The sequence below is a fragment of the Anaeromicropila herbilytica genome, assembly GCF_016591975.1.
Taxonomy (GTDB): Bacteria; Bacillota; Clostridia; order Lachnospirales; family Lachnospiraceae; genus Anaeromicropila; species Anaeromicropila herbilytica.
The window spans coordinates 1,595,513-1,611,363 of record NZ_AP024169.1 but is presented as its reverse complement, the minus strand read 5'-3'; the positions used below and the strand labels follow the sequence as shown (position 1 = coordinate 1,611,363).

The window sequence follows — 15,851 nt, the reverse complement described above, 5'->3', positions numbered from 1 at the left end:
TTTACCATTTAAGTATCTATATCTCATCTACGTATTAGTACGTAGGAAATATCACATTATCACTTAACTAAGAGAATATAGCTGTTACTATTCTTTTGTATATTAGGAATGAATAAGTTCTTACTAATCTATTTTACAATTAACGATTATTAAACGTTTTAAATGAGATTTAAAAATTTAAGAGAAAATCTATTTTTTTATCTCTTTCTAATCTCATTCTATCATCTTTCCATTTATTGTCAATCCTAAGTATTTGCTCAATATAGACATTTTTCTTTCTGTATCTTGTTATTACAACATTAAATTCCAATTAGCTTTTTTGCAAATTATTTTGTTGCTCCTTCAGCCACAATAGATAGCCTTCTTCGCGATTGATTGCATGATCTAATATTAAGTAATGTCCATAATTTAATTCTTTCTCTTGATTGGTTTTAAACACAATTTGCTTTCTTAATCTTAAATGTTCTAACTTTTCTTCATGCATTAAGATTTGTTCTTCAAACATTTTATTTATTCTCTCATCCTTTTCCTCTCTAATAAAATACAACTTAAGAATAAACTCGTCCTTATTCGCTAATAACTCACGTGTCGGTTCTGAGATCCACTCCTCTAATTCTCTCTTTCCTTCTTCTCTTATCGTATAGCACTTTTTTTCAAGCTTGCTACCAACAGTCTCCATTTTATAGCTAATGAATTGGTCTTCTTCTAATTTTTTTAGTTCTGGATAAATCTGACTATGTTTTGCTTTCCAGAATTCACCGATCTCTTGTTCAAATATCTTCGTGATATCGTATCCAGTTAATTCTTTTTTATCCAACAATCCAAGAATGATATAACGTAATATATTTTTTTTTGACATAATTTTTTCTCCTTGACATTTCATTAAAATAAGTATACCATAATATCCATACTTTAAAACATGTAAATATAGACATGTTTTAAAGTACATATTACACACATTTATTTATAAAAATTGGAGGAATACATATGACAAACAATAAAATTTTTAAAGAGTTAGAAGATTTTCTAGGAACTCACTTTATCTATACTTACGATAATGGTTGGGAATATGAATGGTACGCTAAAAATGATCATACCGTTGATTACCGAATTCATGGTGGTATGGTTGCTGGACGTTGGGTAACAGATCAAGAAGCAAACATTGTTAAATTAACAGATGGTGTTTTTAAAATAACTTGGACTGAGCCAACCGGTACAGATGTAGCTTTAGATTTTATGCCAAATGAATCTAAATTACATGGCGTAATCTTTTTCCCTAAATGGGTTCATGAACATCCTGAAATTACAGTATGTTACCAAAATGAACATATTGATTTAATGGAGAAATCTAGACTTCAATATGAAACTTATCCTAAATATGTTGTCCCAGAATTTGCAACGATTACTTATATAGGTAATGCAGGTCAAAATAACAATGAGGTTATTAGTGAAGCCCCTTATCAAGGAATGACAGATGATATACGTGATGGTAAATATTTTGATAAGGATTACAAAAAGATTAAGAAGTAAAAAGTCCCTTATTGTAGTTTTTACTTGAATATCACTGTATAAATATGCGTGCTGCTTTTTGGATAAAGAAGTATAAGAGAATCTAAATGAAGAAGGCATCCTTCAAACATAATCAGATGGAGCGAACTCGCTGAAAAACGCTCAGACAGCACTCCTTCTGATTATTGAAGGATTACCTTCTTCATTAAGATTTTCTAATACTTCTTAAAGCCAAAATACAGCACGCATATTTATACAGTAATATTCATTATACTTTTTGAAAGGGATTTTTTCAGTAACATCAGTTTTCGTAATGAAGAGTTTTTCTTATTTGAACTTTTACAACCTAATATGATTACCACCATCCACCTCATAATTGTACTCACTTTCAGTTATCTTCGCATTCTCATATACATCGCTTTAGAATACGGATTGATATATCTCAAATATATCTTTCTTTGATAATTCTACATAATTATTTGCTAACAACCGTCCTTGATTTATCATAACTGAATCTGTAAACTCTTCCAGTTGTTCTGACGTTACACCATAACTACTCAGAGACTTTTTTGGTATAATAGAATGAAATAGCTCTTCCATTTTCTTATATACTTTCTCGTTACTTACTCCTAAAACATCAGATAGAAATTCATTCAATTCTTTGATTTCCCCATTCGGATCAATCCTCATATACCGCTCAAATACTCCAAGAAAAACAACATAGTTGGATTCTCCATGTGGAATATGAAACTTTGCTCCTAAAGGATAACTAAGTGCATGAACAGCAGCACATCCAGCATTACCAAAGGCAATTCCTGCATAGGTGCTAGCTAGAAGAAATTTCTCCATAATAGATACTCTTGCCTCTTCGCCCTGCTGAACTATGATTTGATAACCTTGTAAGATTAGTTCTATGGCTTTCTTGGAATACATCTTTGTAAATTCATTAGCTTTTGGAGATAAATAGGATTCAATCGCATGAATAAATGCATCAATGGAACTTGTTCCAAAACTTTGGAAAGGAAGTGTTTCCAAAAGTTCTGGAATAAGAACCGCATAGTCTGCAAATAACTCATCTGTTGCTAATCCCATTTTAGTCTTCTTCTCTAATAACTCTAAAATAGAGATATTTGTAACTTCGCTACCTGTCCCGCATGTTGTAGGAACCATTATCAATTCCTTTTCTTTGATAATTGGTAACTTACGTTCAAATAAATCCTGTACTGGAGAGATATGCTTTAGTACAAATAATTTTGCAACATCAAGAATAGAACCTCCTCCAATAGCAATAACACGCCTGTAGGAGTTATCTTTGATATCTGCTAAAATTGATTCAACCATTTTGTCATTTGGTTCACCACTACCGTATTCACGTAGGTTAACTAACGTAGCTTCTCCAATTAGGCCATTTAGGTAATTCTCATAAATATGTCCACTAGTGATGATTAAATCACCGCTTCCAATCTGAGTTTCCTTACAAAAATCTTTACACTTATGATATATCTGTATTGTTGTCTTTAAACGAAACTGTATCATATATACTCCAATCTTAAAATAAGCCTTTGTTTTTCATACAAAGGCTTATTTTATTTTTTTATTTGCTTATTATTGATTAGGATGTTGGGGGCAAATAGCCTTATATAACTTACAATGTGTATATTGATGTATAATTATTAATTTTGGCGTAGTCCGGCCTAAGGTATCGTTTATATTTTGTCAAGACTCATAGTGAAAATAGGAACGTGAGTGAGTATTTTCGCTAGTTCTGAGGTTTGTAAAAAATATGGTTCCTGAGGGAAAGGTAGCCAAGATTCATAATTATACAGCGATATACACTCAGTACACTAAATTAAAGCTATTTGTCCCCAACATCACCATTATTTTAATCTACAAGTCCTAATGGCCTCTTCTAATATTTGCAATCCACATTCCAGTTGTTCATCCGTTACAACAAGAGGACATAAAAATCGAATAACATTAGAATATACTCCTGCACTTTCTACAAGAAGACCATGCCTAGCAGCTTCTTGTACCACATCTGATACTAATTTAGCATTCGGTGTTTTGCTCACTTTATCAGTTACAAATTCAACTCCCATCATACAACCAATTCCACGAACATCTCCAACCTCTTGATACTGATCTTTCCATGCATTAAATCTCTCTTTGCATATTTTTGCAATTTCAAGCGAACGTTCACATAGATTTTCACGTTCCATTACTTCAATGACTTTTAACGCAGACGCACAAGCAAGAGGATTGCCACCATAGGTTCCACCAATAATACCAGCCTTAACCCCATCAAAGATTTCTTCTCTAGCCGTTACTGCGCTTAACGGAACTCCTCCAGCGATTGACTTAGCAGTGGTTATGATATCAGGAGCACAACCTGCCTCCTCCCAATAATTTGAGACAAACATTCTTCCTGAGCGTCCGAATCCAGTCTGTACCTCATCTGCAATTAATAAAATACCATTCTCATCACAGATTGTTCGAACTGCTTTTACCCATTCAATTGGTGCTGGAACGAAACCGCCTTCTCCTTGTACTGGTTCAACTACAATTGCAGCGACATATTCTACTGGCGAAGCTTCTTCAAATACTTTATGTAACTTATCAATATAGTACTCAATTGCTTCCTCTTCGGTATACCCTTTCGGAGAACGGTATAGATAAGGAAATTCTGCGCGGTATACACCATCTGGAAATGGACCAATTCCGTTTGCATATGCTTTTTTTGAAGTCATACTTGCTGTTAACAAAGTTCTACCATGAAAAGCTCCTGAGAATACAATAATATTAGGTCTTTTTGTATACGATTTTGCTATCTTTACCGCATTTTCATCAGCCTCGGCACCTGAATTTGCGAACATTGTCTTTTTCTTAGTCCCTTTTACTGGAACAATCTCATTCATCTTTTCAGCTAATTTGATATATCCTTCATGAGTAACAATATTCATCATTGCATGAAAATATTTCTCTGACTGTTCTTTGACTGCTGCAATTAATTCAGGGTGTGAGTACCCAATATTGAGCACTCCAACACCACCAATCCAATCGAGAAAGATATTACCGTCTACGTCCTCTAACATTGCACCTTCTCCACGACTAATAACGCATGGATAGCCACATTTAATTGCATCAGGCATAGCTTCTTTTCTTCTATCAATGATTTCCTTTGCCTTTGGACCTGGTAAAGGTGTATTTATTCTAGGCAACGCATTCTTTAACATAATTCATATCCCCCATCTTATTTAGTATTTTTTGTAACTCCACTCTCTGCATCTACGAAATAATCTTCGGTTAATCCATAATTCTTTAGAATTTTTAATAATGTTCCGTCTTTTTTCATAGCATTTAATGCTGTATTAAACTCTTTTAAGAAATCTTCATCTGTAAAACGAACAGCCGCACCAATCTGTCCACTTGCTTCTGCTTCGTATGGTGCTAAAAGTTGTAACTTAAGTGAACTGTCAGATGCCAAAGTATATCCTGCAACAATACCATCGGTTACTACAGCATCAACTTTCCCCATATTTACAGCAGTCATAAGAGTCGCTTGATTATCATAAGCTACTAGTTTACCAATTTTTCCATCATCAAGCCATTTTTGTGCTGTATCATAAAATGTTGTCCCTGGTTGAGCACCAACTGATTTATCTTTTAGGTCATCTTTACTCTTGATATCAGAATCTTCTGGTATAACAACTGCTTCACCCTCTTGATACCATTTATCAGTAAAAGCAGCTACTTTCAGTCTTTCATCTTTTACATACATTCCATCTACTACCATATCAATACTACTATTATTTAGTTCTACTAAAAGATTTGAAAAATCAATTACTTTTAACTTAATATCAGGAATTCCAAGTCTTTTACATACTTCACGCAATATCTCAATATCAATTCCTTTTAACTCACTGGTATCAACATCTTGATAGCAAAATGGAGCATCGTTAGAAGATCCTATTTCAATATATCCTTGTTTCTTAATCTTCTGTAATAATGCGGATTCTCCAGAATCGGTGCTTGTCTTAGCAGAATTGCTATTTGAGGAAGAATCATTCTTCTTAGAACTCTGACATCCTGTCATAAAAGTAAGCGCTAATATCATCACCAAACATAAAGACATCCATTTTTTCATTGATTTCATATTTCTCATAATAAACTCCTTCTTTCTTTAATTTATATTTTAGAATTAGAGTTGATAATGTCTCTCATAGTTGCACTCTAACTCTATTTGTTCATTAGTAACTTTAAACATCAAACTACTTTACTTGTTTTAATTTTCTTTCTACAATCTTAGATAATTGAGATAACGGGATACTTAATACCAGATAAACAAGTGCTAAAATGGTATAAGCTTCTACCGTAAGAAATGTCTGTGACGCAAATGTCTTAGTACGTAAAAGTAATTCTTGAACTGAGATCATAGCCAATAGTGAAGTATCCTTAATCATCATAACCAAGTAATTTCCAAATACAGGTACTGAGTTACGTAATGCTGGTGGAATAATAAATCGAAACATTACTTGTCTTTCATTAAATCCAAGAGCTAATCCCGCCTCATTTTGACCAGAGTCAACGGATAAAATAGCAGAACGTATTACTTCTGACATATAACAACCATAATTAATCGCAAATCCCACAATACCACATGTAGTTGCTTCTAATTGAACATTCATAGTTAATCCAAACATTTGACCTACTCCATTAATAAGCATTGGTACTACATAATAAATGTAAAAAAATTGTACTAATAGAGGTGTACCTCTAATGAATTCGATAAATATACCTAATATTCCTTTTAATAATTTGCTCTTAGATAGCCTACCAATTGCTAACAATAATGCTAAGACTAAAGACAGGATAAATCCAATCAATGTAACATATAACACAACTCCAACTCCGTCTAGTAAACTAGGACCTAAAGTCTTAAATGTCTCTGTAAAATTAAACTCCATTCAGGCCACCTCCTATCAAAGTATACGAGACAAGAATGCTCGCGTTCTTTCGTTTCTCGGGCTAGTAAAAATATTATTTGGTGTATCCTCTTCCACAACATAACCGCCATCCATGAAGATAACACGGTCTGCTACTTCTTTTGCAAATCCCATTTCATGCGTAACGACTACCATGGTCATGCCTTCCTTTGCCAATTGCTTCATTACTTCTAATACATCTCCTACTAATTCTGGATCAAGTGCAGAAGTTGGCTCATCAAATAATAGGATATCTGGACTCATTGCTAAAGCACGTGCAATGGCAACACGCTGTTGCTGACCACCGGATAAAGAAGAGGGAAATACATCTTTTTTGTTTTCCAATCCAACTTTTTTTAGTAATTCCATTGCTTGATTCATCGCTTCATTTTTATGAACTTTGTTTAGTTTCATCGGTGCATACATTACATTTTCTAAAACTGTCTTCAAGGTAAATAAATTAAATCGTTGAAATACCATTCCAACATGTTTTCTATATTCTGTTACTTTCTTACCAAGCTTCATAATATCTTCATCCTGATATGTTATTTCTCCACCTGTTGGTTGCTCTAATAGGTTCAAACAACGAAGCATGGTACTTTTTCCTGAACCAGATGGTCCGATGATTACGACTACTTCTCCTTTGTTAATTGATATATTAACATCGCGAAGAACTTCTAGATCTCCAAATGATTTGGATAGGTTTTTAATTTCAAGCAAAGCCATAACAACACCCTCTTTCCTTTTATGAAAATTAAAACGGAGCCCTTCTAAGCTGAAAGGCTCCGTTGCTCTTAACATTTTTTATCCATAATGTCTATTTATTCTATTTATTTAAGTAAAATTTCTTCTTAATAATGTCCACTAACACTTCACAAGTACCATCCACTCCAAGTAAACTTGAATCCACCATGATATGTTTATAGTCTTTATCCGACATCGAGTAGCTACAATATTGTCTATGATAAGCTTCCCTTGCTTTATCTACTTCTGCAATCATTCTTCTTGCTTCTTCCGGTTGCATATTCAACCTTTCCACACAATTACGAAGTCTCGCAGCATAAGGAGCATAAATAAATACTTTAATGATGTTCTTGTGATCACTTAGAATATAATCTGCACATCTTCCTACAATGATACAAGATTCTTTTTCCGCTAGATCAATGATTATTTTCTTTTGTGTTGCAAAAATAGTATCTTGAATTGAGTTGGTTCCCATTCCTAGTGGGTAGCTCATATTAAAGAAGGCTGATTTTGCACTTTCTTCATAGTCACTTATTGTTGAGACAGGCAGTTCAAGTTTTTTCGCCGCCATATCTACGATATCTCTATCATAATATTCAATTCCTAGCATTTCACTAACTTGCTTTGCAATCGGTCTTCCTAAGCTTCCAAACTGACGTGCAATTGTTACAACGAATTTATCACTCATACCAATGTCCTCCTTCATATTTCATTAACTATACCAAGATTATAATCATATTACATGCATTTTACAATGGACTCTGGTTCCAAACATTTTACTCTTCCTTTGTACTTTAGATACAATGAAAGATTATTTCTATATTTCATTATTCCTATTTCTCCTTGCTTTTTCTAGTACAATTTTGTCCTTTTGTTCTTTTCATACAACCATATGTATGATATAGTATCAAAAAAGAGTTTTGAAAACCTATACTAACTTACTCTAAGGGAGGCAGTGTGAAATAAAAATAATTTCACACCTTGATTTGTATGTCGCCAAAGGCGACAGATGGGAGGCAGTGTGAACTTATATGAAGACACAAGTGAATGCTTTATACGAATTTGCGAAAGGAAAATATCAATTAGATTTCCATTCTGGTAGGAATGGCATGAATAATACCGTCTCTTGGATTTACCTAGCTGAGGATATTCAAAATATTAGCTTTCTAAAAGGTGGGGAACTCGTGATTACTACTGGTCTTTTCCGAAGTAACGGTATTAGCCTCCTAGAATTTATTCGAGCACTTTCTATGAATAATTGTAGTTGTATTCTAATAAATATTGGGAAATATCTTTTCGAAGAGGATCTAACACCTGAGATTATAGATTTTTGTGAAATAAATAAGATTCCCCTTTTTACATTTCCTTGGGACGTGCATCTTGTTGAAATTATGCAGGATTATTGTCGTATACTATTGCAAGATAACCAACGTGAAGATCATCTAAGCGCTGCTTTTCAGAGTGCATTATATCAGACGTCGGTTCCAGATAATATATTGCGTACCCTAAACCAATATGGTTTTCAAACGAACTCTGATTATCGAATTATTGTCATTCGTAATCTTCATGATACCACTATCATAACCTCTCCACTAAATAGTTATGGGCTAAAATATCACCTATTCTTCTATGATAATTTTCAAATATTAATCTATCATTCTAATGAAGCAGAACTCTCTCTAGATAAATTAATCGAATTATTATGCTATTGTGATAGTATAGCTTTAGGCATTAGTGATGAGATACATTCCATTACTCAAATAGGACAAAGTTATAAAAGAGCTTTTTTTTCTTTAGCAGCAGCCCAATTGTGGAAGCGTTCCTTTGTAATATTTGATGAACTAGGAATATTTCAACTTCTATACTGTTGTTCCGATCCTGCTATCCTGTATTCAATTTACCAACGAGACCTTGGTATATTAGAACAACACGATGTAGAACACGATACCGACTATTTAAATACACTACGGTATTTTCTACTATCTGACTGTAACTTAATTGAAACTGCATCAAGACTATTTACTCACCGAAATACCATTGTATATCGTATTCGAAAAATAAAAGACCTGCTTGGTACTGAACTCGATAACTCCTCTATTAAATTTAACTTGCTTATGTCTTTTTATATTAAGGAATATCTATCTATGTAAGTTTGTTTAATAAATTTTGGTATCCACTCGACTTTGTGAACTTCCTATGATAAAATATTAGAAATTACAATAATCAACATTAAGTACATTTTACACGATTATAATACTCTCTTTCGTATCATAGGAGTATTTCATAGAAAGGATTCTATCATGAAAAACGGAAAACAAATTTTATCTATTATTGCAATCTCATTATTAGTTCTCTTATACTTAGTTACTTTAATATCTTCTTTATTAGTAACACCTTATTCCAATGCCTTATTCCAAGCAAGTGTTTACTGCACAATCATTATTCCAATCATGGCATACTGTATGATGTTATTTTATAAAGTTATGAAGAAGAAAAATAAGGATGATAATGAACTTTAATCGATGATCCATATGGAGCATTATTAATTGTTATAATAACTTCTATACAACCTAACTAATATAAAAAGAAGCAGCTGAGTCAATGATTGCTCCTTGTAGTAGAATAATCTTTTATCGTTCTACCACAAGGAGCATATCCATCTTACTCCTCTGCTTCTTCTTTTATTCTATGCATATGTTTTTTAAGCTCTTTTTCATATCCATTCTCTGATAAATGATAGAATGTAATATCTTTAAATTCATCCGGTAGATATTGTTGTTTCACATAATTATTCTTATAATTATGCGCATATTTATAGCCTAATCCATGTCCTAACTTGGCTGCTCCTTTATAATGTGCATCAAGCAAATAAGTTGGTATCGCACTAGACTTCTCATTCTTAACAAGCTCAAGTGCTGCATCAATTGCCATGATTGCTGAATTACTCTTAGGAGCACATGCCACATAAGTGGCAGCTTGAGCTAGTACAATTCTTGCCTCAGGCATACCAAGACGTTCGACTGCTGCAGCTGCCTCAGTTGCAACAACTAAAGCATTCGGATCTGCATTCGATACATCTTCTGCTGCACAGATCATAATTCTTCTTGCGATAAATTCTACACTTTCTCCAGCATATAACATTCTAGCTAAATAATAGATTGCAGCATCCGGGTCTGAACCTCTCATACTTTTAATAAATGCAGAAATCGTATCATAATGATTATCTCCAGATTTATCATAACGCACTGCTCTCTTTTGTATACACTCACTTGCAACTTCTATTGTAATGTGAATCTTACCATCTGAACTTCTTTCAGTAGTAAGAACACCTAATTCGATTGCATTTAATGCAGATCTAGCATCACCATTTGATATGTCAGCAAGGAATTCAAGTGCTTCCTCATCAATTACAGCTTCATACGCACCTAAGCCTTTTATCTCATCTGAAATCGCACGAATCAATAACGTCTTAATATCTTCTTTATCCAATGATTTTAACTCGAATATAATTGACCTTGATATTAACGCCCCATTTACCTCAAAATATGGATTTTCTGTAGTAGCACCTATCAATATAATTGTTCCATCTTCCACATAAGGTAACAAATAATCTTGCTGTCCTTTATTAAATCGATGAATCTCGTCTACAAAAAGAATTGTTTTTTTTCCATACATACCAATCTGAGTCTTTGCTTCTTGTATTACTTCTTCCATATCCTTTTTGCCTGCGCTTGTTGCATTAATCTGAGTAAAATTGGCTTTTGTTGTATTCGCGATTACTTTCGCAAGCGTTGTTTTACCTGTTCCAGGTGGCCCATAAAATATGATAGAACTAATCTTATCCGCCTTAATTGCACGATATAATAGTTTATCTTTACCTACAATATGTTGTTGCCCCACTACTTCTTCTAATGCGGTAGGTCGTAATCTAGAAGCTAGAGGTGACTCTTTTTCTAATGTATTTTGGCTCATATATTCAAATAAATCCATTTAATACCTCCAAGTTCTTACGAATTAATTACCATAATCCGCAGTTCTTAACCCAATTATTACTAATGTTTCACTGATATCCTAATATTTTATCATGCTTATTAGTAATTAACAACTTTGTTTTCCATTTCGCTCATTTATTAGAATAAGATTAGAAAAATCCATATTCATTGTCTTCATGAAGATTAATGTTATAATAAATATATAACCTTAGAGAGCGAGGATGTACGTTTATGAATAAAAATCGTAAAATTTTACTTACATTACTGATTATCGTAATTGGATTATTGACAATTGGCTGTCATAAAAAGACTAGCCCTTCCATGTCACCTGTAAGTATGATAAAAAAGGCACAACAAAATCTTGCATCAGCTAAAAATTACGACGCTAACATGACAATGGACTTTAGCATGACGTCAGGCTCTGACAATTTCGATATCAAAATGAAAATAGCAATGACTTCATTTACCACCCCTTATAAAACCAAAATGGATATGAATATTGACATGGGAGCGCTAGGATCTCAAGATATTTCATCTTATATATTAGAAGACAACAATAACTATTATGAATATATGAATACAAATGGTAAATGGAATAAAACTAAACTTGATTCCAGTCTCATGAGTCCCAAACAGACTGATTATTTTAATCAATTGACTCTAGATCTTTACTTATCTAATGCCAAAAGTTTCAAGAAAGTTGGTACAGAAAAAATATCCAACAAAACAACTATTAAGTTAGAAGGTATTATGACTGGTAAATCATTAAAAAAAATGCTTCAAAATAAAAAATTTCTTTCTTTATTAAGCTCTGTTGGATTTGATAAGATAAACTTTAAAAATCTTAAAGATATTCCAATTACCATGTGGCTTGATCAAGATTCTATGAATCCAGTTAAAATGAAAATGGATATGACTTCATTTTTACAAGATATTATGGATGCAATCCTTGCTTCCTCAATCAACTCAAAGAAAACAAATTCTGATTCCTCTATTCTTGATAGTAGTGAATCCATTAAGATACCAAAATGTATGGTTACTATTGAATATGATAGTTTAGGATCTGCAAGTGATTTTACAGTACCTGATGAATTGAAAAATATAAAGTAATGAGTTTTTGACACTCTAATTCTATGATGTTGCCCGACAAATGACCTGTTTGGGAGGTTGTCTAGGCAATATAATAAAAAAAAATTATTGAAAAGGAGCATATATATGTCATTACCTAACGATCCAGTGATGCTACTAAGCTATATCAATACACAATTAAGAGATCATTATAAAAATCTTGATGATTTATGCAAATCTTTAAATATAAGCAAGGAACATGTTATAAATAAACTGCAACAAATAGATTATCTTTATGATAACACAAGAAACCAATTTGTATAGATTGTTGTAAAACTACCAGTATTTTTCATGAAATCTGGTAGTTTTTTATTTTTTCTTGTATCTTTATCAGATATCTATTGTATTTTATTACCAATTATTATATAATAAAATCAATGAAAAGGCTTTCATATTTTATATCTAAAAATTATTACTCACTGCTAAATTTAGACATATTCTTTCATCATTCACTAATCCTTCAATCAAAATTTCATTTATCGTAATTTTATATAAGAGTACTCTCGGAAAAGTCTAAAACCATGAAAAGATAAACCTAGTACTTTTCTGTATTATATATTTCCATCATATCATCCTTTTATAGTTTAGTAACTTCCGAGAGAACTATAAATTATAAGGAGGTTTTTAGTATGAAAAGAGGTAAAAGAACCGTCATGGCGATGATGTTAATATTGGGGATGATAACATCATTGCTCCTTGGCAACACACCTGGGGTTAACACAAATCTACTACTTGCAAATAACACCAATACAGTACAAGCTGCAGAGACATTCTCTACAAAGATTGAAGCCGAAAATGCAACAATGACTGGAGATATCAAGGCAGCATCCACTAGAGCTGGTTTTAGTGGTACAGGCTATGCTACTGGTTTCGACCAGAAAAGCAACAATTCATGGTCTGTACAAGTTGAGATTCCAACAACCAAGCACTACACATTTGTGATTCGTTCAGCATCTGATAGTTATAAAGAAAATTACCTTTATATTAATGGTAAACAAGCTGCAACCATTTATAGTAAAGGTGATGGTGCATGGAACGATACCACAATCGAAAGTGTATATCTTGAAAAAGGAACTATTACTTTATCAATTAAAGAATCCTGGGGTTGGTTTGACCTAGACTATATCAACATTGAAGATGGAACCGGTATCAAAGATTCTGTTTACAATACAGCAACCTCAACACTTGTTAATCAGAATGCGAATCAAAAGACAAAAAATATTATGGAATACCTAAAAAGTATCTATGGTAATCAAACATTATCTGGTCAATCTTGTACTTTAAATACTAGTACTGAGGTAGACGCTCTTTACAAATATACTGGTAAATATCCTGCAATTCGTATGCTTGATATGATCTTCTGTGATCCTGCAAGCGATTGGCATAATACTGAAGAGATTAACCAAGCTTTAAATTGGGATAAAAAAGGTGGGTTAGTTACATTCCAATGGCATTGGCATGCACCAAAAGGTGGCAATCAATTCTATGCTAATAAAACTTCCTTTGATTTATCCAAAGCAGTAACTACCGAAGACATCAGTATGTTGCCTTTGTCAGAAATCAAATCTATGTATGAAGCAGGTAAAATCTCAGAAGAATGTTATCTTCTAGTACGTGATATTGATGCAATCTCAGGATATCTTGATCAATTACAACAAGCTAATGTTACCGTTCTATGGAGACCTCTTCATGAAGCAAGCGGTGGTTGGTTCTGGTGGGGTGCCAAAGGTAAAGATCCTTATTTATGGCTTTACAAATTAATGTTCAACCGTCAAACGAATTATCATAAATTAAACAACCTAATCTGGGTATGGAATGGACAAGATGCTAGCTGGTATCCAGGAGATAATTATTGCGACATCTCTGGCACCGATATTTATGCTGAAAAGCACACTTATAATTCACAATCCGATCAATTAATGAAGACCATAAATTACTCCAGTGGTAATAAAATGGCTGCCCTAAGTGAAAATGGTGTTATGATTGATCCTGATATGATGTTAAGAGATAATGCATATTGGTTATATTTTGCAGTATGGTATGGAGATTTTCTAATGAACACCTCTGGAGAAATCGGAGATACTTATACTGAAGCAGCTATGGTAAAAAAAGTATACCAAAGCGATAAGGTAATTACGCTCGATGAACTTCCTAATTTTAATAGCGCTACACCTACTGTATCACCTACCATAGCTCCTACTACTACTCCTACAGCGGTACCAACAGCTACACCTACTGTAACTCCTACAGCCATACCTACTACTATACCAACTTCTTCTCCGACAATTGCACCAACTGTGGTTCCAACGATTACTCCTACTGTAGCTCCTACCACTTCTCCTACTGGAGACTTTACCCTAAGTATCAATAATACTGGAAATGGTAAGGATACCTCTAATACAATTAATAATAATATTATTTTGAAGAATGTAAGCGGTAGTGATATCGATCTTTCCAAATTATCCATTCGCTATTATTACACCAAAGAAGGAGCTTCCGAAGAAACCTTTTATTGTGATACCGCAGCTGTTCAATTGAATAAAGCACCTTATTATGCAAGCTATCTAAGTTCTATCAATCATTCATTTGTAACTATGAGTCAACCAAAAACTAATGCAGACACTTATCTTGAAATAAAATTAAATACAACGGATAAACTATCTGCTGGCTCGACTTTAACAATAACTACTCGCTCTGTGAAAAATGATTGGAGTATATATAACCAAATCAATGATTACTCTTATGGAAACAGCAACCATATTGTAGTATACTATGATGGTAAACTAGTACTTGGTGTAGAGCCTTAAAGAAGAGGTATACTTTGATTTATAATAAATATTGAATATCTAAATTTAATCAATCTTGAAATCTAATAATGCCTATAGGTAATGCTTTATATATCTACATAATAGCATTTACCTATAGGCACTAATATTTTTTTCTTTCATTACAGCTTTTATTTATTGCTTATATCATTAAGATAGTCAATAATAGTATCTTTTATGACAACTCTGGTTCACTTTTCTTTCTACAAAGAAATCTTGTTCTTATAAATACAAAAATGCTTGTTCCTATAAATGCACCAGTTCCATCAATACATACATCTCGTATCTGCCCACTTCGTCCACTTACAAATAACTGATGGAATTCATCTGTCGAAGCATAGAAGATACAGATTAGTAATGTTGCAATAAATAATCGCTTACCTTTCCATCCATTGATTGTTAATGGAAACGCAACACTAAGTGCAAGGATTAGATACTCTGTTGCATGAGCCATTTTTCGAACAATGAAATCAAGTTTTTCTACAATCTTTTCCTTTTCATTGTGTGTGTATTCTTTATGAAACCATTGATTATACACATTAATAATAGAATAAGTCACTTCATTACTCGCATGTTCTGATTCAACAGCTGTTTTTGATGAATAGATAAATATGATACACATAATTACAATTGCGGGAATAAAAGATAGATATTTCATTTTAATACTCATG

At 33.0% G+C, this 15,851-nt stretch carries 15 protein-coding genes; 6 read left to right on the top strand and 9 right to left on the bottom strand.

Annotated features, from left to right (window positions below; translation table 11 throughout):
- Nucleotides 1-310: 310 nt before the first annotated feature.
- Nucleotides 311-859 (bottom strand): PadR family transcriptional regulator, encoded by a 549-nt coding sequence (locus tag bsdtb5_RS06945; RefSeq protein WP_271715307.1) that lies wholly within the window; start codon nt 857-859, stop codon nt 311-313.
- Between the two features lie 128 nt (nt 860-987).
- Here bsdtb5_RS06945 and bsdtb5_RS06940 point away from each other — a divergent pair, with 128 nt between their 5' ends.
- Complete coding sequence (locus tag bsdtb5_RS06940; RefSeq protein ID WP_271715306.1) at nt 988-1,530, top strand: phenolic acid decarboxylase; 543 nt, start codon at nt 988-990, stop codon at nt 1,528-1,530.
- Nucleotides 1,531-1,929: 399 nt separating this feature from the next.
- Here bsdtb5_RS06940 and bsdtb5_RS06935 read toward each other — a convergent pair whose 3' ends face one another.
- The 6 genes from bsdtb5_RS06935 to bsdtb5_RS06910 form a co-directional block, all read right to left on the bottom strand.
- Nucleotides 1,930-3,045 carry a 4-hydroxybutyrate dehydrogenase gene (locus tag bsdtb5_RS06935; RefSeq protein WP_271715305.1) on the bottom strand — a complete coding sequence of 372 codons (1,116 nt, stop codon included), beginning with the start codon at nt 3,043-3,045 and terminating at the stop codon, nt 1,930-1,932.
- A 341-nt stretch (nt 3,046-3,386) separates the two neighbouring features.
- Entirely contained in the window at nt 3,387-4,742 is a 1,356-nt protein-coding gene (locus bsdtb5_RS06930) for an aspartate aminotransferase family protein (RefSeq protein WP_271715304.1), read from the bottom strand.
- A gap of 17 nt (nt 4,743-4,759) precedes the next feature.
- The gene (locus bsdtb5_RS06925) at nt 4,760-5,671 is read right to left on the bottom strand and encodes a substrate-binding periplasmic protein (RefSeq protein WP_271715303.1); all 912 of its coding nucleotides are present in this window, start codon (nt 5,669-5,671) and stop codon (nt 4,760-4,762) included.
- 106 nt (nt 5,672-5,777) lie between these two features.
- Nucleotides 5,778-6,473, bottom strand: a complete 696-nt coding sequence (locus tag bsdtb5_RS06920; RefSeq protein WP_271715302.1) for an amino acid ABC transporter permease — start codon at nt 6,471-6,473, stop codon at nt 5,778-5,780.
- 15 nt (nt 6,474-6,488) lie between these two features.
- Nucleotides 6,489-7,217: an amino acid ABC transporter ATP-binding protein gene (locus tag bsdtb5_RS06915; RefSeq protein WP_330611961.1), complete on the bottom strand. Its 729-nt coding sequence runs from the start codon at nt 7,215-7,217 to the stop codon at nt 6,489-6,491.
- Between the two features lie 100 nt (nt 7,218-7,317).
- Nucleotides 7,318-7,923: a cytidylate kinase-like family protein gene (locus bsdtb5_RS06910; protein ID WP_271715301.1), complete on the bottom strand. Its 606-nt coding sequence runs from the start codon at nt 7,921-7,923 to the stop codon at nt 7,318-7,320.
- A 343-nt stretch (nt 7,924-8,266) separates the two neighbouring features.
- Between bsdtb5_RS06910 and bsdtb5_RS06905 the strand changes: the two genes are divergently transcribed.
- Both bsdtb5_RS06905 and bsdtb5_RS06900 read left to right on the top strand, forming a co-directional pair.
- Entirely contained in the window at nt 8,267-9,385 is a 1,119-nt protein-coding gene (locus tag bsdtb5_RS06905; protein WP_271715300.1) for a PucR family transcriptional regulator, read from the top strand.
- 150 nt (nt 9,386-9,535) lie between these two features.
- Complete coding sequence (locus bsdtb5_RS06900; protein ID WP_271715299.1) at nt 9,536-9,754, top strand: hypothetical protein; 219 nt, start codon at nt 9,536-9,538, stop codon at nt 9,752-9,754.
- Nucleotides 9,755-9,896: 142 nt separating this feature from the next.
- On the opposite strand, the gene bsdtb5_RS06895 is transcribed toward bsdtb5_RS06900, so the two are convergent.
- Nucleotides 9,897-11,225 carry a replication-associated recombination protein A gene (locus tag bsdtb5_RS06895; protein ID WP_271715298.1) on the bottom strand — a complete coding sequence of 443 codons (1,329 nt, stop codon included), beginning with the start codon at nt 11,223-11,225 and terminating at the stop codon, nt 9,897-9,899.
- A 233-nt stretch (nt 11,226-11,458) separates the two neighbouring features.
- Here bsdtb5_RS06895 and bsdtb5_RS06890 point away from each other — a divergent pair, with 233 nt between their 5' ends.
- The 3 genes from bsdtb5_RS06890 (at nt 11,459) to bsdtb5_RS06880 (ending at nt 15,162) form a co-directional block, all read left to right on the top strand.
- Nucleotides 11,459-12,337, top strand: a complete 879-nt coding sequence (locus bsdtb5_RS06890; protein ID WP_271715297.1) for a DUF6612 family protein — start codon at nt 11,459-11,461, stop codon at nt 12,335-12,337.
- Nucleotides 12,338-12,442: 105 nt separating this feature from the next.
- A complete protein-coding gene (locus bsdtb5_RS06885; RefSeq protein ID WP_271715296.1) occupies nt 12,443-12,619 on the top strand; it encodes a DUF4250 domain-containing protein in 177 nt (58 codons plus the stop codon).
- A 365-nt stretch (nt 12,620-12,984) separates the two neighbouring features.
- The gene (locus tag bsdtb5_RS06880) at nt 12,985-15,162 is read left to right on the top strand and encodes a glycosyl hydrolase (RefSeq protein ID WP_271715295.1); all 2,178 of its coding nucleotides are present in this window, start codon (nt 12,985-12,987) and stop codon (nt 15,160-15,162) included.
- A 193-nt stretch (nt 15,163-15,355) separates the two neighbouring features.
- Here the strand turns inward: bsdtb5_RS06880 and bsdtb5_RS06875 are convergent, their stop codons facing one another.
- On the bottom strand, nt 15,356-15,850 hold the full coding sequence (locus bsdtb5_RS06875) for a VanZ family protein (protein WP_271715294.1): 495 nt from the start codon (nt 15,848-15,850) through the stop codon (nt 15,356-15,358).
- Nucleotide 15,851: the final 1 nt, after the last annotated feature.

Coding starts and splice junctions, on each gene's coding strand:
- bsdtb5_RS06885 (WP_271715296.1), top strand. CDS start 12,443: ATGTCATTACCTAACGATCCAGTGATGCTACTAAGCTATATCAATACA.
- bsdtb5_RS06940 (WP_271715306.1), top strand. CDS start 988: ATGACAAACAATAAAATTTTTAAAGAGTTAGAAGATTTTCTAGGAACT.
- bsdtb5_RS06890 (WP_271715297.1), top strand. CDS start 11,459: ATGAATAAAAATCGTAAAATTTTACTTACATTACTGATTATCGTAATT.
- bsdtb5_RS06880 (WP_271715295.1), top strand. CDS start 12,985: ATGAAAAGAGGTAAAAGAACCGTCATGGCGATGATGTTAATATTGGGG.
- bsdtb5_RS06910 (WP_271715301.1), bottom strand. CDS start 7,923: ATGAGTGATAAATTCGTTGTAACAATTGCACGTCAGTTTGGAAGCTTA.
- bsdtb5_RS06920 (WP_271715302.1), bottom strand. CDS start 6,473: ATGGAGTTTAATTTTACAGAGACATTTAAGACTTTAGGTCCTAGTTTA.
- bsdtb5_RS06915 (WP_330611961.1), bottom strand. CDS start 7,217: ATGGCTTTGCTTGAAATTAAAAACCTATCCAAATCATTTGGAGATCTA.
- bsdtb5_RS06900 (WP_271715299.1), top strand. CDS start 9,536: ATGAAAAACGGAAAACAAATTTTATCTATTATTGCAATCTCATTATTA.
- bsdtb5_RS06895 (WP_271715298.1), bottom strand. CDS start 11,225: ATGGATTTATTTGAATATATGAGCCAAAATACATTAGAAAAAGAGTCA.
- bsdtb5_RS06925 (WP_271715303.1), bottom strand. CDS start 5,671: ATGAGAAATATGAAATCAATGAAAAAATGGATGTCTTTATGTTTGGTG.
- bsdtb5_RS06935 (WP_271715305.1), bottom strand. CDS start 3,045: ATGATACAGTTTCGTTTAAAGACAACAATACAGATATATCATAAGTGT.
- bsdtb5_RS06945 (WP_271715307.1), bottom strand. CDS start 859: ATGTCAAAAAAAAATATATTACGTTATATCATTCTTGGATTGTTGGAT.
- bsdtb5_RS06930 (WP_271715304.1), bottom strand. CDS start 4,742: ATGTTAAAGAATGCGTTGCCTAGAATAAATACACCTTTACCAGGTCCA.
- bsdtb5_RS06905 (WP_271715300.1), top strand. CDS start 8,267: ATGAAGACACAAGTGAATGCTTTATACGAATTTGCGAAAGGAAAATAT.
- bsdtb5_RS06875 (WP_271715294.1), bottom strand. CDS start 15,850: ATGAGTATTAAAATGAAATATCTATCTTTTATTCCCGCAATTGTAATT.